The sequence below is a fragment of the Mesorhizobium sp. WSM2240 genome (assembly GCF_040438645.1).
GTDB lineage: Bacteria > Pseudomonadota > Alphaproteobacteria > Rhizobiales > Rhizobiaceae > Allomesorhizobium.
Map to the genome: position 1 here is coordinate 4,658,924 of NZ_CP159253.1, position 17,374 is coordinate 4,676,297.

Below are 17,374 nucleotides of genomic sequence, written 5' to 3' on the forward strand. Positions count from 1 at the left end.
CGAGATCTCCGTAAGATACGGCAGTACTCCGATGAGGGGACTCTACCTCCCTAACTGGATCGCAGCCCGCTAGTTCCAATCGGAATCCGGGCGCCGCCTGCCGGCATCCGCGCCGTTGCAAGCGCGCCACGATTGTTCACGATCCGCCTGAATCCGAAGGCCCGGCGTCTTCACCAGGATACCGAGAGCCGGCCGTCGTTCCCGAGCGCGACATGAGTGCCAAAAGGCGAACTCTCGCGCTCAAGCATGGCCGCGAGCCAGTCGGCATCTTCGGGCGGGGCGCGGTTCAGCCGGAATTTGTGGAGCCGGAACGGCACAAGATCGAGCGAAAGCAGCTTGCCCTCCGGCATGGTAAGCCGCGGCAGGTACATCAGCGCCAGGTCGCCCCGGAAGTCCTCATAGCCCGTGATCCCTTCATAGTCGGTGAGGAAGTCGCCGCATCCGTAGAGGATCAGCCTGCCGTCGTGGATTTCGATCGGCTTTGGATGGTGGGAGGAATGCCCATGCACGATATCGAAACCTGCGGTGTCGATCAGAGCATGGGCAAGCGCACGTTCCTGCCCGGCGACTTCATACCCCCAGTTGCCACCCCAATGTATCGAGGCGACCGCGATATCCCCGGGCTGCTTCATGCCCTCGACGGATCCGGCGATTTGCTCAAGGGATCGGGCAGAGACATCCGCGAGCAGGTTGACCCCCGGCTTGTAGGCGCCGGCTGCCCATGAAAGCGGGATGCCGCTCGTCTCCAGCCCAAATCCAAAGACGAGCACGCGGCCTCCGATTGTCGCTTCGATCACGGCGGGTGCGGCCGCCTCATCCGCGTCAAACCCTGCGCCGGCATAGGCGAGGCCGGCATGCCGCAGCGCATCGAGAGTTTCAACGAGGCCCGGCTCATCCCAGTCGAGCACGTGGTTGTTGGCGAGCACGCAGCAGCTTACCCACGCCGCCGCCAGGCAGCCGATGTTTGCAGGGTGCATCTTGTAATTGATGCCCTTGGGCACCGGCTGGAGGCTGGTGGTAATGCTGGTCTCGAGATTGATGATCCGGGCGTCGGGAGCTTCGCGGTCCAATTCAGCGAGCGCATCGCCCCAGATATATGTGTCCTCGACCATTCTCGGGATCGGGCCATTGATGCGTTCGGCAAGCTCCACATAGGTCGTCGCGGATTTGACGTAGCGCTCGTAAAGCTGCGGATCGCCTGGGTTGGCGAGAATCTGGTCTATGCCGCGCCCGAGCATGACATCGCCGCACAGGAACAGCTTCATGCTTCCTCTGGCGGGCTGTTCAGGCACCGGGACTGACCCGGCATGCATCGCGATCGGTGGCATCGGTCTTGTGCGCATCCTCTGCCCGCCAACATCGAGTTGGACCGAGGGTTCCACAATCGGTGTTGATTTGCGGGAGCCGGCCGAACGCCTTCACCTTCCGCTCATGGGCGGGCGGGTAGTTCTTCCCGGTCGGCCGCCGTTGAAGCCGGGCTAACGCCTACGACTTCATAGATCTCAAGCATCCCCATGCGGCCCTTCGCCTGGGCCGATCCGAGCGGGCGGAACTCGATCACGCCCGAACAGGCCCGTTCGACCGCAGCGCTCGCCAGAATCGTGGTGCGGTGGATCTTGTTCATGCCTTCCAACCGCGAGGCGACGTTGATCGTATCGCCCATCGCCGTGTACTGCAGTCGCTCGCGCGCGCCGACGCTGCCGACAACCGCCTCGCCTGTATGGATGCCGAAGCGCGTCCGAAACTCCGGAAAGCCTTTGGCCAATTGCGCCTTGTTGAAGAGATCGAGGCGCTGCTCCGCCGCCAGCGCGGCCCGGCAGGCGTGCTCGGCATGGTCTGGATCCCGAATAGGAGCGTTCCACATCGCGTAGATGGAATCTCCAAGGAACTGAATGATCGAGCCGTGATGCGCCGTCACCGCCTCGTCCAGAATGTCGAAATATTCCGACAGCATGGCGACGACCTCCTCTGGCGAGTGGCCTTCGCTGATCGTGGTGAAATCGTAGATGTCGGTGAACAGCGCCGTCACCTCCTGCCGTCGCGCCGACCTGCCGGCGAAATGTCCAGCCTGTATGCTTTTGCGCACGAACTCTTTCGGAACATAAAGGGCAAAGGTGAATATGGCGTCGCGGGCGCTGTTCATCGCCTTGCCGAGCGACGAGATCTCGCTGACATGCGAGGAGGTTTCCACCGGCGTTGTGAAGTCGAGGTTCTGCAGCCGCTTGGCGCTGTCGGTGAGTCGTTCGAGCGACTTGGTGACCAGATGCGAAAGGACCAGCGCCAGGACGATTGCCGCGCCCACGACGACGGCTGAGATCAGCAGGCCATGGACCAGCCCGCGATTTGCCGATGCCATCAGTTCGTCGAGCGGCGCGGCCACAGCGACCCGGTGCCGGGCAAGCAGCAGCGCCGATCGGATCGGCGTCAGCATGACGAGGAAAGTCCGGCCGCCGACATCGACGAATCGCGGCTCGTCGGTCCATGAATCGTCCGAGCGGATATTCTCGATCAGCGTATCCTCCGCGCCCGACGGCGGCGGAACGGACTGGCTAGCGGGCGCCATCAGCCGCCGCATCGTTTCGCGATCGGAATGAATGACCGGATTGCCCGAAGTGTCGACGATGAACGCGACTGTGTCGGGCGTCATGCGTTCGGCGGCGAGGAAGTCGGTGATGGTGTCGAGTAGGATATCCGCGCCGATGACGATGCTGCGATTTCCCTTGTGGGACTGGGCGATCGTTATGCCCAACTTGCCGGTCGTCGCCATCTGATAGGGCCCGATCGAGACCGGGGTCTCAATGTTCGCGGCCGCCTTGTACCAGGGGCGCGTGCGCGGGTCGAAATCCGTGGGCCTTCCGGATGTCTGCCCGACCACCGTTCCTGCCGAATCGAGGAACATCAGCTGTTCGGTCTTATTGGCGCCGGTTCCACCGGCCATGATGCGGATGCCCACGGCCGCATCCTCCGGCGCATCGAGTGCTCTTCGCCAGCCCTCGCTGCTGAGGTTGACGACCTGGAAGAAGGAGCCGTCCGGATAGCCGGCATAGACCCCGTCCACTTGCGAGGCTCGGGTGATGAATTCGCGCAGCGCCGCGATCTTGTCGTCCAGGCGCTCCGGTGGCGGCACGAGGAACGCGTTGGCGACGGATGAAACCACTCCGACAAAAGCTACGGTCTGGCCTGAAAGGACGTTGAACCGGTCGATCAGGCGGTCGGAAAAGATGCCGATGTCGGCCTTGGCGTTGTCGATGGCCGAAGTGCGGGCGCGCTGATAGTTCAAGCCGACAAGGGCAGCCGAAACCAGGACGATCAGCAACACCGTCGTCACGCCAAGCAGCGACTGGAGCGGCCGGCTCCATGTCTGGTCAGCCGGTTCCGCCGGAGCCGGGTTTGTCTTTGCGCGGCCCAGCAGCTTCAACGAACTATCCCACTTTCGGCATCTCGCATCCTCGGATGCCGAAATGCAGGATATTTCCTGTTTTACGGACAATGCAATCCATCCGCCGGATCGCGGTTAACCGGCCGGGTTCACCCAAAGGCGATCACGCTGACGATGATGAAGACCGGGATCAGCACCGCGCCCGACCACAGCATGTAGCCGAAGAAGCTCGGCATCCGCACGCCCTGCTGGCGGGCGATGGCGTAGACCATGAAGTTCGGTGCGTTGCCGATATAGGTGTTGGCGCCCATGAACACCGCGCCAGCCGAAATGGCGGCCAGCGTCGTGCCGAGCGTTGTCATCAGCACCTCGGGGTCGCCGCCGGCGAGTTCGAAGAACACCAGATAGGTCGGCGCATTGTCGAGGAATGACGACAATATGCCGGTCATCCAGAAATAGGCGAAGTTGTTAGGCCCGCCGGCGGGCCCGGTCACCAGCGCCACAAGCGGCGCGAGCGCGCCGTCGAGCCCGGCTCTCAGGATCGCGATGACCGGGATGATGCAGATGAAGATGCCGGCAAACAGCTTCGCCACTTCGAGGATCGGCCCCCAATTGAAGCCGTTGGCGTGGCGGTATTCCTTCCTGGTGACGTAAAGCGAAATAAGCGCCAGCGTCACTATGATGCCGTCGCGTACCAGGTTCTGCAATTGGACCTCGACGCCCTCGAACGTGAAGGCCGGGCCGGGCTTCCACACGGCGGACATCAGGATCGCCGCGATCACGCCGGCAAGCAACGGGATGTTGGCGAGGCCGCGGATGCGCACCTTGGTGTCGGGCGTCGGATCCTTGATCTTGGGCATGCCCTCCTCGCGGAGGTGAAGCACAACGTCGATCACGATGAAGGCAGCGAGCACGAGCCCGCCGACCACCAGCGTTTCGATCCAGAGATTGGTCGTCGTCCAGAAGAAATCCACGCCGCGCAGAAAGCCGACGAAGAGCGGCGGATCGCCGAGCGGGGTCAGCGCGCCGCCGATGTTGGAAACCAGGAAGATGAAGAACACGATGACATGGGCATTGATCGGCCGATTGTCGTTGGCGCGTATCATCGGCCGGATCATGATCATCGACGCGCCGGTGGTGCCGACGATGGATGCCAGGCACGCCCCGATGACCAGCAGCAGGGTGTTCATGGCGGGCGTGCCATGGATGTTGCCCGCGACAAGGATGCCGCCCGAGATGGTGAACAGGGCGAACAACAGGATGATGAACGACATGTATTCGAGGAGCACCGTGTGCAACACGGCGCCCATGGTCGTCTCTGTTCCGAACGACAGCGCCATCGGCAGGACCGCCAGCGCCGACCAGAAGGCGGTCATCTTGCCGTAATGATGCTCCCAGAAATGCGGGTAGAGCAGCGGCCCGGTGGCGATCGAGAGCAGGAGGCCGAAGAAGGGCAGCGCCCAGAGCAATGACATGGTCGAGCCGGGAAGGCTGTGCACTTCTTCCGCCGCCGCCGGATCTACCATCGCTGTCAAGGCCAGTACAAGCGCGCCGGCGACAGCCGCAATACTCGAGACCCGCATTCGATTCGCTCTCCCCGCATCGCATCAGCCGGGCGTCTAGCACGCCGGGATGCGAGCGCCAAATGCCACGCGCCCTTTGACAATGCGCCGCGCCCGGCCGATTAACAGGGGCGGAAACTTGCAGTCCAAGGCGATCCGGGAATGTCGTTCTTTGCGTCTCGCTGGCGCGGCGAAGTGCCGCTCGATCGTCTGTTCTGGCGCGATATGGTGCTCGTCGGCACTGCGCTCAATCTGCTGACGACCGCGGCCGCAATTCTGCTGCTCGGGCTGAAGACGCCGATGGCGATCGTGCTGGCCGTGTTTCTTTCGCCTCTTCCCTACAATATCTTCCTGTTCGCTGCAGTCTGGCGCACGGCGGACACGGCCGGCACCGCCAAGGCGGCCTTTTTCAGGAGTGCAGCCCTTTTATGGTTTGTGGTGGCGACGATCATCTGAACTTCAGGCGATAGCGGCCAGATAGCGGTCGACTGACGCGGTCATCGCCTGCTTCGCGCCGCCGATCACATTGGTGTTCCACCAGGCGCCGTAGATGTCGTTGAAATCGAAAGGCTCCACTGCCGCGGCGATTTTGCGCACGGTCGCGGCGTTCAGCGGGATCAAGTTGGGATAGCTGTACATGAAGCTGACATGGCGGCGGGTCGGCACGACCTGCAGAATGTCGCCTGCGAGAATGGCGTTTCCATTGGAGCGCTTCCAGTGCAGCACCTGGCCGCCGGCGAAATGCCCGCCGCAGCGGATCAGCGTCAGCGACGGGTTGATCGCGCGGGTTTCGCCTTCCCAGCAAACGATCGATGGATGCGGCCGCATGATCCACTGGCGGTCGTCGGCATGGAGGTAGATCGGAACGCCGCCGAAGGCTTCGCTCCAGTCGACCATCACCGAATAGTAATGGCAGTGCGAGATGGCGATGGCCTGCAAGCCGCCGCGCCGCGTGATCTCGGCCACCGCCTCGTCGCTGACCATCGAGACGCAGTCCCACAGCACATTGCCGTCCGGCGTTTCGGCAAGCAGCGCGCGCTGGCCGATGGCGAAGCGCGGCTCGATGCCGAAGGCGAGCACGCCCGCATCCTCCCGCATCACCAACTGATGCTTCCTCGCGAGTTCGCGCGCCGTGGTCCAGGCCTGCCCTTCCCAGCGCACATATTGCCGCTCGTCTTCGCAGATCGGGCATCGCGCGGGCGGCGTATCGCTCTTTGCGAACTGGACGCCGCATTGCACGCAGATGAAGCAGGTCATGCCGCAGCGGCCGGCTCGAAGTTCAGAGCCACGCCATTGATGCAGTAGCGCTGGTAGGTCGGCGGTGGCCCGTCCGGAAAGACATGGCCGAGATGGCTGCCGCAGCGGGCGCAGTGGACTTCGGTCCGGACCATGCCGTGGCTGCTGTCGGTGGTCGTCTCCACGGAACCAGGAACCGGGTCGTTGAAGCTCGGCCAGCCGGTGCCGCTTTCGAATTTCAGCTTCGATTCGAACAGCGGCTGGTCGCAGCCTGCGCATTTGAAGGTGCCGGCGCGCTTTTCATAGAGCAGGGCGCAACTGCCCGGCCGCTCGGTGCCGTGCTGGCGCATAATGTAGTATTGTTCGGGCGTCAGCTTTTCGCGCCATTCGGCGTCGGTGCGGGTGACGGGATAGCGATGCTCGTCCATGTGACCTCCTGCCTTGGGGCTTGGGTGGCCTCAACATAGGTACTCGTGGCGGATGCGCCTAGTCTGTGGTGCATCCTTCAATGCTTCCTCGACAGTTCCCTGGTGGCGCTTTCCAGCCCGGCCAGCGTCAGCGGATACATGCGGTTTGCAAAGATCTCGCGGACCATGGCTATCGAATGGGTGTAGCCCCAGTGCTTCTGGGTGACCGGATTGATCCAGACTGCATTTGGCCATTGCTGGAGCACGCGGGCGAGCCAGAGCGCGCCCGGCTCCGCGTTCCAGTGCTCGACCGAGCCGCCGGGATGCGCGATCTCGTAGGGGCTCATCGAGGCGTCGCCGACGAAGATCACCTTATAGTCGTGGCCGTATTTGTGGAGCACGTCGAAGGTCGGGATCACCTCGGAATGGCGGCGGCGATTGTCCTTCCACACGCCTTCGTAGAGGCAATTGTGGAAGTAGAAATATTCGAGCTGGCGGAACTCCGCCCGGACCGCCGAAAACAGCTCTTCCACCACTTTGATGTGGTCGTCCATGGAGCCGCCGACGTCGAAGAACATCAGGAGCTTGACCGCATTGCGCCGCTCCGGCCGCGTCCTGACGTCGAGATAGCCGTGCTCGGCGGTGGCGTGGATCGTGCCGGGCAGGTCGAACTCCTCCTCCGCGCCCTCGCGCACCCAGCGGCGCAGGCGCTTCAGCGCGATCTTGATGTTGCGCGTGCCTAGCTCGACGGAATCGTCGAAGTTCCTGAATTCGCGCTTGTCCCAGACCTTCACCGCGCGGCGATGGCGGCTTTCGTGCTGGCCGATCCGCACGCCTTCCGGATTGTAGCCATAAGCGCCGAACGGCGAGGTGCCGCCCGTGCCGATCCATTTCGAGCCGCCCTGATGCCGGCCCTTCTGCTCTTCCAGCCGCTTCTTCAGCGTCTCCATCAGCTTCTCGAAACCGCCCAGCGCTTCGACCAGCTTCTTCTCTTCCTCGCTCAGGTGCTTTTCGGCCAGCCGGCGCAGCCATTCTTCCGGTATATTGGCGACGTCGATACCCGCCTCGCCGGAGACCGCTTCGACACCCTTGAAGACGTGCGAGAAAACCTGGTCGAACCGGTCGATATGGCGCTCGTCCTTCACCAGCGCCGACCGGGCGAGGTAGTAGAAACCTTCGACGTCGTACTGGACCAGCCCCGCATCCATGCCCTCGAGCAGCGTCAGATATTCCCGGAGCGAGACGGGAACACGCGCGGCCTTCAGTTCGACGAAAAAGGGGATGAACATTGTGATCTCACGCCTCGCGCACCCGGGCGGGAACGTCCGGCAGAGCGCGCGCCGCCCAGATGCCGGCAAACATGGCCGGCAGGAAAACCAGTACGCCCGGCGTGGCGAGACCAAGCGCGGTCAATGCCGGGCCAGGGCAGAAACCGCCGAGGCCCCAGCCGACACCGAAGATCGCGGCTCCGGCAACCAGGCGCCTGTCGACGTCCGTTCTAGTCGGCAAGTGAAGTGTCGCGGCCAGAAGCGGACGGTCGCGCTTGAGCACGAGGCGATAGCCGGTGAACGCGACCAGCACGGCGCCGGTCACGACAAAGGCCAGCGACGGATCCCAGTTGCCGAAAAAATCGAGGAAGTTGAGGACTTTGGCCGGGTCCGACATGCCGGACACGACGAGGCCGACACCGAACAGCAGGCCGAGCAGGAGATTGACGAGGAACGACATCGCTCAGCCTCCGACCACATGCCGGAGGATGAAGACGGTAGCGAAGGCGGCAGCCATGAAAGTGGCGGTGGCGATGAAGGAGCGCTTCGACAGGCGCGCGATGCCGCAGACGCCATGGCCGCTGGTGCAGCCGCTGCCGAGAGCGGCGCCGAAGCCGACCAGCAGGCCGGCGCCGACCATCAGCGGCAGGTTCGACGACACCGTCTGCGCCACGGGCTGCCCGGTCGTCGCCATGAAGGCGAAGGGCGCCAGAACGAGGCCGGCGACGAAGCCGAGCGCCGAGAGAGCGGAGCGGCTGCCATAGGGCGGCAGCAGGCGGGCGGCGATGCCGCTGACGCCCGCGATGCGGCCCTCGAGCGCGATCAGCAGAACGGCGGAAAGGCCGACCAATACCCCGCCGATGAAAGAAGCTAGAGGCGTAAATTCCGTCATGCTCTCTCCTCCCGCGGCTACAGCAGATCGTACTCGATGAAACCAGTCCTGCGCGCCACGCGGTCGTAGAGTCTTCGCGCTGTCGCGTTGGTCTCGTGGGTCATCCAGTAGACGTTGCGTACGCCACGCGTCTCGGCGTGCCCACGGACCGCCTCGATCAGAGCCGCGCCCGCCCCTGAGCCGCGCGCTTTCGGATCAGTGAACAGATCCTGCAGGTAGCAATTGCCCTCCAGCGACCAGCAAGAACGGTGGTAGAGGAAGTGCACGAGGCCGACTGGCTCGCCGTCGAGGAAGGCGAGGAAGCCCTTCGGTTCGAACTCGCCTTCGGTAAACAGGCGCTTCCACGTGGTGTGGTAGACCTCCTCGGGAACGCTCGTCTCGTAGAAGGTGAGGTAGTCGGTCCACAGCCGCCGCCAGTCGGCGTGGTCGGATTGTTCGAGCGGACGGATGGTGATTGCGGTCATTTCTACCCCTGTCTTCTCGCCATGAACGCCAGCCGCTCGAACAGATGCACGTCCTGCTCGTTCTTCAGGAGCGCGCCGTGCAGCTTGGGCAGCGCGTTCTTGGGATCGGCGCGCAGGTCTTCCGGCGCGATGTCATCGGCGACCAGAAGGCGTATCCAGTCGAGCGCCTCGGAGGTCGAGGGCTTCTTCTTCAGGCCGGGCACGTCGCGGATTTCGTAGAACTGAGTCAGCGCGGCGCGCACCAGGTTCTGCTTGATGCCGGGATAATGCACATCGACGATTTTCCCCAAAGTCTCGGCATCGGGAAAACGGATGTAGTGGAAGAAGCAGCGGCGCAGGAAGGCGTCCGGCAGTTCCTTCTCATTGTTGGAGGTGATGATGACGATCGGCCGGTTGGCGGCGCGGATCGTCTCGCTGGTCTCGTAGACGAAGAACTCCATGCGATCGAGTTCCTGCAAGAGGTCGTTCGGGAACTCGATGTCGGCCTTGTCGATCTCGTCGATCAGGAGCACCACCTTGCGGTCGGCGGCGAACGCGTCCCAGAGCTTGCCGCGCTTGATGTAGTTGCGGATGTCGTTGAAGCGCTCGTCGCCGAGCTGGCTGTCGCGCAGGCGCGACACCGCGTCGTACTCGTAGAGCCCCTGCTGCGCCTTGGTGGTCGACTTGACGTGCCATTCGATGAGGTCGAGCCCGAGCGCGGCGGCGATCTGCCGGGCAAGCTCGGTCTTGCCGGTGCCGGGCTCGCCCTTGACCAGCAGCGGCCGCTCCAGCGCGATCGCCGCATTGACGGCCACCATCAGATCCCTGTCGGCGACATAGGCCGCCGTGCCTTCGAAACGCATTCGATACTCCATCTTTTGCGCCGGACAGTAGGGTCGGGCTGGGGAGAGGGCAAGGGCGCGTCCGTGAAGCACCTGCAGGGTGTGGGACAAATCGAGTGCGAAGATTTTCGAGAATCTTTACAAGCCATTGCTCCGGAAACGATCTTTCTTCGCTTTGGCCGAAACAGGGGTGGATTCCATCCACAATGGCATCTCGGGTGGCGGGTCAGGAGCCCGCCCCTCCACCGCCTTCGGCGGAGGGGACAGAGAGAGATCATGCGGAGGCGAAAGGCGACCGATAGATATTTCCCTTCAAGAACGCTTCGACACCTGCGGTTCCTCTGGCGCGCAGGGGCCGGACGCATTATATTCATCCACGACGGTCTGTGCTTCGCGGCAGGAGAGACATATCCCCGGGGCCTTATCGATCTCGAAGGGAGCTGTCCCTGGGAAGACTCGTGGGTTTTCTCACACGGCGCCCACCTACTTTGTAGGTTCCCGGGATCGACTTCTCCACCGGTTGTGTGGATCGTCACTTTCCCGACATCGCTATTTCGAATGACCGCTGCATTGGGCATCCTGCCTGGCTGGCCGTTGCGGCAACTGCCGGTTTTGTGCCAAGGACGACAAAACAGCAGTTGAACCCGTCCTTATGAAGCAATCCAACCATATGAAGAAGGCGCTGCGCATGGAAGCGCTGGCGCGGCGCGACGCGCTCGACCCGGTCTGGCGCATCGAGGCGTCGGTCGGCATGGCCGACCACGCCGCCGGGCGGATCGAGGTGGAGCCGGGCAGCGTCGTTTCCGGCTTCTGGCCGATGCGCTCGGAAGTCGATGTGCGCCCGCTAATGTTCGCGCTGGCCGAAAAGGGCGCGCGGCTCTGCCTGCCTGCCATTATCGACCGGACCACCATCGTGTTTCGCGAACTGGTGCGCGGCGCCGAGATGGTCGACACGGGCTTCGGCACTTGCGGCCCGGCAGCCGACGCCGCGATCCTCGAGCCGGAACTGATGCTGGTGCCGCTCGCCGCCTTCGACGCGCGCGGCCACCGCATCGGCTATGGCGCGGGCTACTACGACCGCGCCATAGAGCGGCTGCACGATCTTGGCAAAAAGCCCCGGCTGATCGGCATCGCCTTCGACTGCCAGGAGGTCGGGCTGGTGCCTGACGAGCCACACGATGTCATTATCCCCGAAATCCTGACCGAGAGCGGATTGCGCCGCTTCGGCACGCAGGTGAACTCATGAGACTTCTCTTCCTCGGCGACATGGTCGGCAAATCCGGACGCACGGCGGTGTGGGAAAAACTGCCGGGGCTGATCGCCGACTTCCGGCTCGACTTCGTAATCGTCAACGGCGAGAACGCCGCCGGCGGCTTCGGCATCACCGAGGAGATCTTTCAGGAGACGCTTCGTGCCGGCGCCGACGTCGTGACCACCGGCAACCATGTCTGGGACCAGCGCGAGGCGCTGATGTTTGCCGCCCGGGAGGAAAGATTTCTGCGGCCGGCCAATTATCCCAAGGGCACGCCGGGCCGCGGCTCCGGCCTTTTCGTCGCCAGGAACGGGGCGCGCGTGCTGGTCTCAAACATTATGGGCCGGGTTTTCATGCACCCCGAACTCGACGACCCGTTCCAGGCTGTCGAACGCGAACTGGCCGCCTGCCCGCTCGGCGAACAGGCCGACGCGGTGGTGATCGACTTCCACGCCGAGGCGACATCGGAAAAAATGTGCTTCGCGCATTTCGTCGACGGCCGCGTGAGTTTCGTGGTCGGCACGCACACGCACCAGCCGACTGCCGACCACCAGATCCTCGATGGCGGCACCGCCTACATCACCGACGCCGGCATGTGCGGCGACTACGATTCCTCGCTCGGCATGGACAAGGAGGAACCGCTGAACCGCTTTCTGTCGAAGGTGCCGAAGGGGCGTTTCGAGGCGGCGTCCGGCCCGGCGACGATCTGCGGGGTGGGGGTGGACATATCCGACCGCACCGGGCTTGCGGAAAAAATCGCGCCGCTCAGGATCGGGCCGCGACTGGAGGAGACGGCGCCGGCGTTCTGGGGGTAATCTTTTCGCCGCGAGCTTCACTGCCGGACTGACGCCGCTTTCTTCTTCCAAGCGTGCGCCGCGACACATTGCGCTTCTGCCGCGCGCCACCGAAAGTTGACGTTTCCTGCGGCCAGACCTAACTCTGCCTGATCCTTTATCCCTTTTCGCCGAGCAAGCGCCCGATGCCGATAATCGAATTCCTCGCGCCGCACTTTGTCTGGCTCAACGATCCGACGGCATGGGTGGCGCTCGCCACGCTGGTCGTCCTCGAGGTGGTGCTCGGCATCGACAATCTCATCTTCATCGCCATCCTGACCAACAAGCTTCCGGTCGAGCAGCAGACCAGGGCCCGGCGGCTCGGCATAGGCGCGGCGCTCATCATGCGCCTGCTGCTTCTCGCCACCATCTCCATCATCGTGCGGCTGACCGACCCGGTTTTCACCGCGTTCGGGCACGGCTTCTCGTGGCGCGACCTCATCCTCATCGCCGGCGGGCTGTTCCTGGTCTGGAAGGCGACGCGCGAAATCCACCACACGGTCGATCCGGTCGACCACAAGGAAGACATGGTCGGCCATACCGTCACCATGACCATGGGCGCGGCGATCTTCCAGATCCTGCTGCTCGATCTCGTCTTCTCGATCGATTCGATCATCACCGCCGTCGGCATGACCGACGAGATCGCGATCATGTACATCGCCGTCATTACCGCCGTGACGGTCATGCTGCTGGCCGCCGATCCGCTGTCGAAATTCATCGCCAAGAACCCGACCATCGTGATGCTGGCGCTCGGCTTCCTGCTGATGATCGGCATGACGCTGATCGCCGACGGCTTCGGCTTCCACGTGCCGAAGGGCTACATCTACGCCGCCATGGGTTTCTCGGCGCTGGTCGAAGGGCTCAACATGCTGGCGCGGCGCAAGAGAGCGAAGCCGGAAGGCAAACAACCCTGAGGGTGCGTCCGTCGAGGTTCGCCCGGTTCAAGTTGAGCTGAACCCGCGTCCGCGCGGGTTCACACCTCAGGATGAGGACCGTTGCAGCCGCCGCTTTCACCAGGCGTCAGGCTCGCGCACCAGGTGCACGATATTGGCCGGGTTGACGATCCAGCCGCCCCGGAACCCTTCGCCAAGCGACTCGATCGCGTCGCAGCGGACCACGCCCGCTCTGGCGAGGTGTTCGGCGGCAGCCGGAAAATCATCGGTGAACAGTTCGAGCCATACTTCTGCCTGGCTCATCATCGGCGCTTCGTCGATCCACAGCCGGTTGGGGCCGAGCTCGAAGCCGATTGCCGGCGCCTTCGCGGTAAACGGCTTCAGGCCGATCACGTCGCGATAGAAGGCTATCGTCGCCTCGTACTGGTGCGGCGGCACCTTCATGGCGATGTTGACGCCGCCCTCGATCTTCGCAGTCATTTTTTCTCCCCACTGCTTGCGTTCGCTTGAGGTCGGCAACTCGCCGCGCATCTCGCTCGGATAGAAGCCCTCGCGCAGGTTGATGCCGTATTCGACATAGGCCTTCATGCAGGAGAGCATCTGCGACCAGCCCTCGCAGTTGCCGTAGGACGCTTTCCGGCCGGCCTCGTCCTCCCGCCAGCCGGATTCGGCTATGGTGACGAAGGTGCCGCCGTCGTCGAGCGGCTCGAAACCCATCTCGATACGGGTCTGATAGGGCGGCTTGTCGTCCGGGCCGCTGCCGTCCCAGCGCAGCACGATGCGCTTTTCGGGAACAACCTCGTCGACCTCGACGGGCACCTGCCCCCACCAGGTCACGGTGGTGCCGGCGACCAGCGGGGCGCTGGCGCCGCCAAGCGTGGTGAAATAGCCGCTGAGCTTCGCCGGATTGACCACGGCGTCGAACACCTCCGCGACCGGCTTGCCGATGCGCCCCGAAACCCTGAATCCGATAGACATATCCACAACTCCTCGCTTGTTTCGCACGGCATTATGTTATAAAAACATAACATGTCAAGCGGATCGAAAGAGGACAGCGTTTTCAAGGCTCTCGCCAACCACAAACGGCGCGCGATGCTCGATGCGCTGAAGGAGGAGCCGCGCACGACGGGGATGCTGTGCGAGGCGTTTCCGGAGATGGACCGCTGCACGGTGATGCAGCATTTGAAGGTGCTGGAAGAGGCGGATCTGATCGTCGTCAGGCGCGAGGGCCGCGAGCGCTGGAACCATCTGAACTCGATGCCGATCAAGGCGATTCACGACCGCTGGATCAGCGAATATGCGGCGCATGCAATGAGCATACTGGACCGGCTCAAAGCCGACCTGGAAGGCTAGGACGTATCGATATTCAGGTGAGGCCGGCCTGACCTGAATCTCAAAAACGCCCTGGAATGTTCTCTATTCCGCAGCCTTGGTCGCACCGATCCTGTCGGCGTGCTGCTCGCCCCATTCGGCGAGCGGCACCAGCGCGTCGTAGAGCGAGATGCCGAGCGGCGTGGCGGAATATTCGACGCGCGGAGGAACTTCGTGGAACACCTTGCGGTGAACCAGGCCGTGCGCCTCCATCTCCCGCAATTGCTGGATCAGCATCTTTTCGCTGATGTCGGGCACGAGCCGCTTCAATTCGCCGAAGCGGCGCGGCTCGGTGCGGATGAGCCACAGGATCAGCGCCTTCCATTTGCCGCCGATCACCGAGAAGGCGGGGCCGAGGCCGCAACTTTCCGCAAGTTTTTTTGCCATGGTTTTCCTCAATACTTACGCCCAGGTAGGTACCTTACTTTGCAGTCGGTACTTGCCTGAAATCAAGTATTGCATAGGTTTCAGCGACGCCGCGCCGTCAGTCCGCGCGCGGTTCGCAATCGAAAGGAAAGAACTATGGAACCTGTGCTCTTCTACGGCGTGCCGCATGGCTGCTCGTTCGGGTCGATCGTTGCCCTCGAATGGCTGGGCCAACCGTACCGGCTGTGCCGCATCGACATGCTCTCCAAGCCTGAGGGCGAGGCATTTTCTCGCATCAGTCCGCTCGGCGAGACCCCGGCGCTGCTTCTCGAAGACGGCCGCGCCCTGACCGAAAGCTTCGCCATCATGCAAAATATCGGCGCACGCAATCTCGAAACCAGGCTCGGCTTCGCGCAAGGCACGCCGGAATTCGACCGGCTGAACAGCGTGCTCGCCTATCTCCACACAACCTTCCACTCGGTCTTCTCGCCGGCCTGGGCAGCCTACAAGCTGGCCGAGAGCGACCCGAACCGGGAGGTGCTGCGAGCGCTCGCCCGCGACAAGGCGGCGCGCAGCTACGGGCATCTGCAGGACATGCTCGACGGCCGGGAGTGGCTGGCCGGCGGCGAGACGAAAAGCCTGGCCGACGCCTATTTCATCGGCATAGCCCGCTGGGGCGAGGATCTCGGCCTGTTCGACCTCCGCAAGGAATATCCGCGCCTCTACCAGCATATGCAGAAGCTGGAGGCCGACCCCGGCGTGATCTTCGCCCACGCGATCGAGGATGGTAATCCGGGGACGAGCAGCGGCGGCTTCCGCGGTCATGTCACGCTCGACGAACTGAACCCGCGGCTCGCGGCCTAGGCGCTTTGACAAATCCCTCCCGCTGAAAGGCGGGAGGGCTCGATCAGCCTGTCACTCGGCCCCGAGCCGCCTACATTGCCGCTGACAGTCCGCAACCGAAGGTGCCAGCAGATGCTGTTTTTCACCGGCGATACCCATTTCGGCGATACGAGAGTCCTGCGCATCGACCGCAGGCCGTTCGGCTCGGTCGCCGAGCACGACGAGGCGCTGGTCGGATACTGGAACGAGACGGTTGGGCCGGATGACGAGGTGTGGCACTTGGGAGATTTCACGAGAGGCAGCGGGAAGAGCCGCGCGGATGCGCTTCTCTCCGTCCTCAACGGGCGCAAGCACCTGATCATCGGCAACAATGACGACCATGCGACGGTCTCGTCCAGCGGCTGGGCCAGCACCCAGCATTATGCCGAGATGACGGTGGACGGGAAACTGCTCATCCTTTGCCACTATCCCTTCCGCACCTGGAACCAGATGGGCAAGGGTTCGATCAACCTGCATGGCCACTCGCATGGCAGGCTGAAACCTGTTCCTCGCCAGCATGATGTCGGCGTCGATGCCTGGGCATACAGACCCGTCACGCTCGACATGGTGCTCGGGCCACGGCGGGCGCGGGTGTCCGCGTAGGTCGAGTTTACACGCCCTCGAGTATGATGATCGTCGGACGGTCGGGCAGCGTGCGCAGCGAAAGCGTCATCGAGCGGCTGTCGCGGAACTCGACGGCAAAGCCCTCGCCGAGCCTGCCCAGAAATTCGCCGATCGGCGTCGAGTGGCGGTGCATGGGCAGCACCACCGACGAATAGAGGCGCTCGGTGATCTCGGTCATGGCATCAAGCGACAGCGTCATGCCGCCGTCGACCGGCGCCATCACCACGTCAAGCCGGCCGATCGCGCCGTAATGCGCATCCTCCAGCCGGTGATGGAGATGACCGAGATGGCCGATGCAGAGGCCTGCGACCTCGAAGATGAAGATGGAATTGCCGTCCTTGCCAAGATCGGCGGGGCCGCGAATGTCGGTCGGCACGTTGCGGATATAGACGTCGTCGACCACGACCGCATGCCTTGCCGGGCCGCCATCCGGGTTCCAGCCGCGCAGCACGTATTCGATGCCGTCGTCGGGAAAGTCGGTGAAATGGGTGCGGTGCGCCTTGTTCATGGTGGCCACGCGCGGCAGCGGATCGGAGCCGTAGGCGCCGGAGAAATCGGTGGCGACGCGGACGCCGGCCGGCGTTTCGATGATGTAGGTCGAATGCCCGGCATAGGTGATGGTCACCTCTCCTTCCACGGTCGCCTGGGCCGGTGTGAAATTGGCGTAGGTAACGTTCGGGATCCCTTGCGCGATGGCGACGCAGCGGCTCGGCACAGGCTCGTCCTGGGCGTGAGCCGGGGCGGCGAAGGAAAGGAACGCGGCGAGGCAGGCGGCAAGAAGGCGCAAGGCTGGCATGGCGGTCTCCCAGAGGCGGGCGTCGTGACAGCCTAGCAACTGATCGCGGCATGGCGAGCGGGCACGGGTCACATTTTCGCGAGAATGCCAACCTAAAGTCGATAAATCGTCTTCACCATTCGCTACGCGCCTTCTCCTGATAGACAAACCCGTCGGTCTTCCGCTCACCCCACAAACCAAAAGCATTGTCGAGGACATGCGGAGCGCGCCTGTCCAGATATTCGGCGATCGCCTCCCGAACCATCGCGGCGCGTGAGCGTCGTTCACGGCGTGCCAGACGATCCAACCTTCTCAGAAGCGGCTCATCAATGTCGACCAAGATGCGCAT

The 17,374-nt window shown here is 63.4% G+C and carries 21 protein-coding genes, 1 other RNA gene and 1 pseudogene; 8 read left to right on the forward strand and 15 right to left on the reverse strand.

Annotated features, from left to right (window positions below):
• Positions 1 to 170: 170 nt before the first annotated feature.
• The 3 genes from ABVK50_RS23075 to ABVK50_RS23085 form a co-directional block, all read right to left on the reverse strand.
• The gene (locus tag ABVK50_RS23075) at positions 171 to 1,265 is read right to left on the reverse strand and encodes a CapA family protein (protein ID WP_353644368.1); all 1,095 of its coding nucleotides are present in this window, start codon (positions 1,263 to 1,265) and stop codon (positions 171 to 173) included.
• A gap of 164 nt (positions 1,266 to 1,429) precedes the next feature.
• The gene (locus tag ABVK50_RS23080) at positions 1,430 to 3,418 is read right to left on the reverse strand and encodes an adenylate/guanylate cyclase domain-containing protein (RefSeq protein WP_353644367.1); all 1,989 of its coding nucleotides are present in this window, start codon (positions 3,416 to 3,418) and stop codon (positions 1,430 to 1,432) included.
• A gap of 110 nt (positions 3,419 to 3,528) precedes the next feature.
• Positions 3,529 to 4,962, reverse strand: coding sequence for a sodium:proton antiporter (locus tag ABVK50_RS23085; protein ID WP_353644366.1), 1,434 nt, complete (start codon positions 4,960 to 4,962; stop codon positions 3,529 to 3,531).
• A 141-nt stretch (positions 4,963 to 5,103) separates the two neighbouring features.
• Here ABVK50_RS23085 and ABVK50_RS23090 point away from each other — a divergent pair, with 141 nt between their 5' ends.
• Positions 5,104 to 5,397 carry a hypothetical protein gene (locus ABVK50_RS23090; RefSeq protein WP_353644365.1) on the forward strand — a complete coding sequence of 98 codons (294 nt, stop codon included), beginning with the start codon at positions 5,104 to 5,106 and terminating at the stop codon, positions 5,395 to 5,397.
• Between the two features lie 3 nt (positions 5,398 to 5,400).
• Here ABVK50_RS23090 and ABVK50_RS23095 read toward each other — a convergent pair whose 3' ends face one another.
• The 7 genes from ABVK50_RS23095 to ABVK50_RS23125 form a co-directional block, all read right to left on the reverse strand.
• Complete coding sequence (locus ABVK50_RS23095; protein WP_353644364.1) at positions 5,401 to 6,198, reverse strand: MBL fold metallo-hydrolase; 798 nt, start codon at positions 6,196 to 6,198, stop codon at positions 5,401 to 5,403.
• Positions 6,195 to 6,605, reverse strand: coding sequence for a peptide-methionine (R)-S-oxide reductase MsrB (gene msrB, locus ABVK50_RS23100; RefSeq protein WP_353644363.1), 411 nt, complete (start codon positions 6,603 to 6,605; stop codon positions 6,195 to 6,197). Before msrB ends, ABVK50_RS23095 begins: the two co-directional genes overlap by 4 nt.
• Positions 6,606 to 6,682: 77 nt before the next feature.
• Positions 6,683 to 7,873: a VWA domain-containing protein gene (locus tag ABVK50_RS23105; RefSeq protein WP_353644362.1), complete on the reverse strand. Its 1,191-nt coding sequence runs from the start codon at positions 7,871 to 7,873 to the stop codon at positions 6,683 to 6,685.
• Positions 7,874 to 7,880: 7 nt separating this feature from the next.
• Entirely contained in the window at positions 7,881 to 8,312 is a 432-nt protein-coding gene (locus ABVK50_RS23110) for a YeeE/YedE family protein (RefSeq protein ID WP_353644361.1), read from the reverse strand.
• Between the two features lie 3 nt (positions 8,313 to 8,315).
• Positions 8,316 to 8,744, reverse strand: a complete 429-nt coding sequence (locus ABVK50_RS23115; protein WP_353644360.1) for a YeeE/YedE thiosulfate transporter family protein — start codon at positions 8,742 to 8,744, stop codon at positions 8,316 to 8,318.
• Positions 8,745 to 8,761: 17 nt separating this feature from the next.
• Complete coding sequence (locus tag ABVK50_RS23120) at positions 8,762 to 9,208, reverse strand: GNAT family N-acetyltransferase (protein ID WP_353644359.1); 447 nt, start codon at positions 9,206 to 9,208, stop codon at positions 8,762 to 8,764.
• Between the two features lie 2 nt (positions 9,209 to 9,210).
• Positions 9,211 to 10,050, reverse strand: coding sequence for a MoxR family ATPase (locus ABVK50_RS23125; protein ID WP_353644358.1), 840 nt, complete (start codon positions 10,048 to 10,050; stop codon positions 9,211 to 9,213).
• Positions 10,051 to 10,407: 357 nt separating this feature from the next.
• On the opposite strand from ABVK50_RS23125, the gene ssrS reads away from it, so the two are divergent.
• The 4 genes from ssrS (at position 10,408) to ABVK50_RS23145 (ending at position 13,028) form a co-directional block, all read left to right on the forward strand.
• Positions 10,408 to 10,564, forward strand: a non-coding RNA gene (gene ssrS, locus ABVK50_RS23130) — 6S RNA.
• Between the two features lie 117 nt (positions 10,565 to 10,681).
• Positions 10,682 to 11,275: a 5-formyltetrahydrofolate cyclo-ligase gene (locus ABVK50_RS23135; RefSeq protein ID WP_353644357.1), complete on the forward strand. Its 594-nt coding sequence runs from the start codon at positions 10,682 to 10,684 to the stop codon at positions 11,273 to 11,275.
• Complete coding sequence (locus ABVK50_RS23140) at positions 11,272 to 12,096, forward strand: TIGR00282 family metallophosphoesterase (RefSeq protein ID WP_353644356.1); 825 nt, start codon at positions 11,272 to 11,274, stop codon at positions 12,094 to 12,096. Before ABVK50_RS23135 ends, ABVK50_RS23140 begins: the two co-directional genes overlap by 4 nt.
• 164 nt (positions 12,097 to 12,260) lie before the next feature.
• Positions 12,261 to 13,028 carry a TerC family protein gene (locus ABVK50_RS23145; RefSeq protein WP_353644355.1) on the forward strand — a complete coding sequence of 256 codons (768 nt, stop codon included), beginning with the start codon at positions 12,261 to 12,263 and terminating at the stop codon, positions 13,026 to 13,028.
• 96 nt (positions 13,029 to 13,124) lie between these two features.
• Here ABVK50_RS23145 and ABVK50_RS23150 read toward each other — a convergent pair whose 3' ends face one another.
• Both ABVK50_RS23150 and ABVK50_RS23155 read right to left on the reverse strand, forming a co-directional pair.
• Entirely contained in the window at positions 13,125 to 13,487 is a 363-nt protein-coding gene (locus tag ABVK50_RS23150) for a hypothetical protein (RefSeq protein WP_353645839.1), read from the reverse strand.
• A 39-nt stretch (positions 13,488 to 13,526) separates the two neighbouring features.
• Positions 13,527 to 13,985: pseudogene (locus tag ABVK50_RS23155) on the reverse strand (SRPBCC domain-containing protein); the annotation flags it as partial.
• Positions 13,986 to 14,036: 51 nt separating this feature from the next.
• Between ABVK50_RS23155 and ABVK50_RS23160 the strand changes: the two are divergent.
• Positions 14,037 to 14,360 carry a metalloregulator ArsR/SmtB family transcription factor gene (locus ABVK50_RS23160; protein WP_353644354.1) on the forward strand — a complete coding sequence of 108 codons (324 nt, stop codon included), beginning with the start codon at positions 14,037 to 14,039 and terminating at the stop codon, positions 14,358 to 14,360.
• Positions 14,361 to 14,423: 63 nt separating this feature from the next.
• Here ABVK50_RS23160 and ABVK50_RS23165 read toward each other — a convergent pair whose 3' ends face one another.
• Positions 14,424 to 14,765 carry a helix-turn-helix domain-containing protein gene (locus ABVK50_RS23165; RefSeq protein WP_353644353.1) on the reverse strand — a complete coding sequence of 114 codons (342 nt, stop codon included), beginning with the start codon at positions 14,763 to 14,765 and terminating at the stop codon, positions 14,424 to 14,426.
• 135 nt (positions 14,766 to 14,900) lie between these two features.
• Here ABVK50_RS23165 and ABVK50_RS23170 point away from each other — a divergent pair, with 135 nt between their 5' ends.
• A complete protein-coding gene (locus ABVK50_RS23170; protein WP_353644352.1) occupies positions 14,901 to 15,608 on the forward strand; it encodes a glutathione S-transferase in 708 nt (235 codons plus the stop codon).
• A 111-nt stretch (positions 15,609 to 15,719) separates the two neighbouring features.
• Complete coding sequence (locus ABVK50_RS23175) at positions 15,720 to 16,229, forward strand: metallophosphoesterase (protein WP_353644351.1); 510 nt, start codon at positions 15,720 to 15,722, stop codon at positions 16,227 to 16,229.
• Between the two features lie 7 nt (positions 16,230 to 16,236).
• Here the strand turns inward: ABVK50_RS23175 and ABVK50_RS23180 are convergent, their stop codons facing one another.
• Both ABVK50_RS23180 and ABVK50_RS23185 read right to left on the reverse strand, forming a co-directional pair.
• Positions 16,237 to 17,046, reverse strand: coding sequence for an MBL fold metallo-hydrolase (locus ABVK50_RS23180; RefSeq protein WP_353644350.1), 810 nt, complete (start codon positions 17,044 to 17,046; stop codon positions 16,237 to 16,239).
• Positions 17,047 to 17,158: 112 nt separating this feature from the next.
• The gene (locus ABVK50_RS23185; RefSeq protein ID WP_353644349.1) at positions 17,159 to 17,374 is read right to left on the reverse strand and encodes a ribbon-helix-helix protein, CopG family; all 216 of its coding nucleotides are present in this window, start codon (positions 17,372 to 17,374) and stop codon (positions 17,159 to 17,161) included.

What these genes read in the sequence shown, in the direction of transcription:
- ABVK50_RS23075 (WP_353644368.1), bottom strand. Translation starts at nt 1,265, where the DNA reads ATGAAGCTGTTCCTGTGCGGCGATGTCATGCTCGGGCGCGGCATAGAC.
- ABVK50_RS23085 (WP_353644366.1), bottom strand. Translation starts at nt 4,962, where the DNA reads ATGCGGGTCTCGAGTATTGCGGCTGTCGCCGGCGCGCTTGTACTGGCC.
- ABVK50_RS23090 (WP_353644365.1), top strand. Translation starts at nt 5,104, where the DNA reads ATGTCGTTCTTTGCGTCTCGCTGGCGCGGCGAAGTGCCGCTCGATCGT.
- ABVK50_RS23095 (WP_353644364.1), bottom strand. Translation starts at nt 6,198, where the DNA reads ATGACCTGCTTCATCTGCGTGCAATGCGGCGTCCAGTTCGCAAAGAGC.
- msrB (WP_353644363.1), bottom strand. Translation starts at nt 6,605, where the DNA reads ATGGACGAGCATCGCTATCCCGTCACCCGCACCGACGCCGAATGGCGC.
- ABVK50_RS23105 (WP_353644362.1), bottom strand. Translation starts at nt 7,873, where the DNA reads ATGTTCATCCCCTTTTTCGTCGAACTGAAGGCCGCGCGTGTTCCCGTC.
- ABVK50_RS23110 (WP_353644361.1), bottom strand. Translation starts at nt 8,312, where the DNA reads ATGTCGTTCCTCGTCAATCTCCTGCTCGGCCTGCTGTTCGGTGTCGGC.
- ABVK50_RS23115 (WP_353644360.1), bottom strand. Translation starts at nt 8,744, where the DNA reads ATGACGGAATTTACGCCTCTAGCTTCTTTCATCGGCGGGGTATTGGTC.
- ABVK50_RS23120 (WP_353644359.1), bottom strand. Translation starts at nt 9,208, where the DNA reads ATGACCGCAATCACCATCCGTCCGCTCGAACAATCCGACCACGCCGAC.
- ABVK50_RS23125 (WP_353644358.1), bottom strand. Translation starts at nt 10,050, where the DNA reads ATGCGTTTCGAAGGCACGGCGGCCTATGTCGCCGACAGGGATCTGATG.
- ABVK50_RS23135 (WP_353644357.1), top strand. Translation starts at nt 10,682, where the DNA reads ATGAAGCAATCCAACCATATGAAGAAGGCGCTGCGCATGGAAGCGCTG.
- ABVK50_RS23140 (WP_353644356.1), top strand. Translation starts at nt 11,272, where the DNA reads ATGAGACTTCTCTTCCTCGGCGACATGGTCGGCAAATCCGGACGCACG.
- ABVK50_RS23145 (WP_353644355.1), top strand. Translation starts at nt 12,261, where the DNA reads ATGCCGATAATCGAATTCCTCGCGCCGCACTTTGTCTGGCTCAACGAT.
- ABVK50_RS23150 (WP_353645839.1), bottom strand. Translation starts at nt 13,487, where the DNA reads ATGACTGCGAAGATCGAGGGCGGCGTCAACATCGCCATGAAGGTGCCG.
- ABVK50_RS23160 (WP_353644354.1), top strand. Translation starts at nt 14,037, where the DNA reads ATGTCAAGCGGATCGAAAGAGGACAGCGTTTTCAAGGCTCTCGCCAAC.
- ABVK50_RS23165 (WP_353644353.1), bottom strand. Translation starts at nt 14,765, where the DNA reads ATGGCAAAAAAACTTGCGGAAAGTTGCGGCCTCGGCCCCGCCTTCTCG.
- ABVK50_RS23170 (WP_353644352.1), top strand. Translation starts at nt 14,901, where the DNA reads ATGGAACCTGTGCTCTTCTACGGCGTGCCGCATGGCTGCTCGTTCGGG.
- ABVK50_RS23175 (WP_353644351.1), top strand. Translation starts at nt 15,720, where the DNA reads ATGCTGTTTTTCACCGGCGATACCCATTTCGGCGATACGAGAGTCCTG.
- ABVK50_RS23180 (WP_353644350.1), bottom strand. Translation starts at nt 17,046, where the DNA reads ATGCCAGCCTTGCGCCTTCTTGCCGCCTGCCTCGCCGCGTTCCTTTCC.
- ABVK50_RS23185 (WP_353644349.1), bottom strand. Translation starts at nt 17,374, where the DNA reads ATGCGCATCTTGGTCGACATTGATGAGCCGCTTCTGAGAAGGTTGGAT.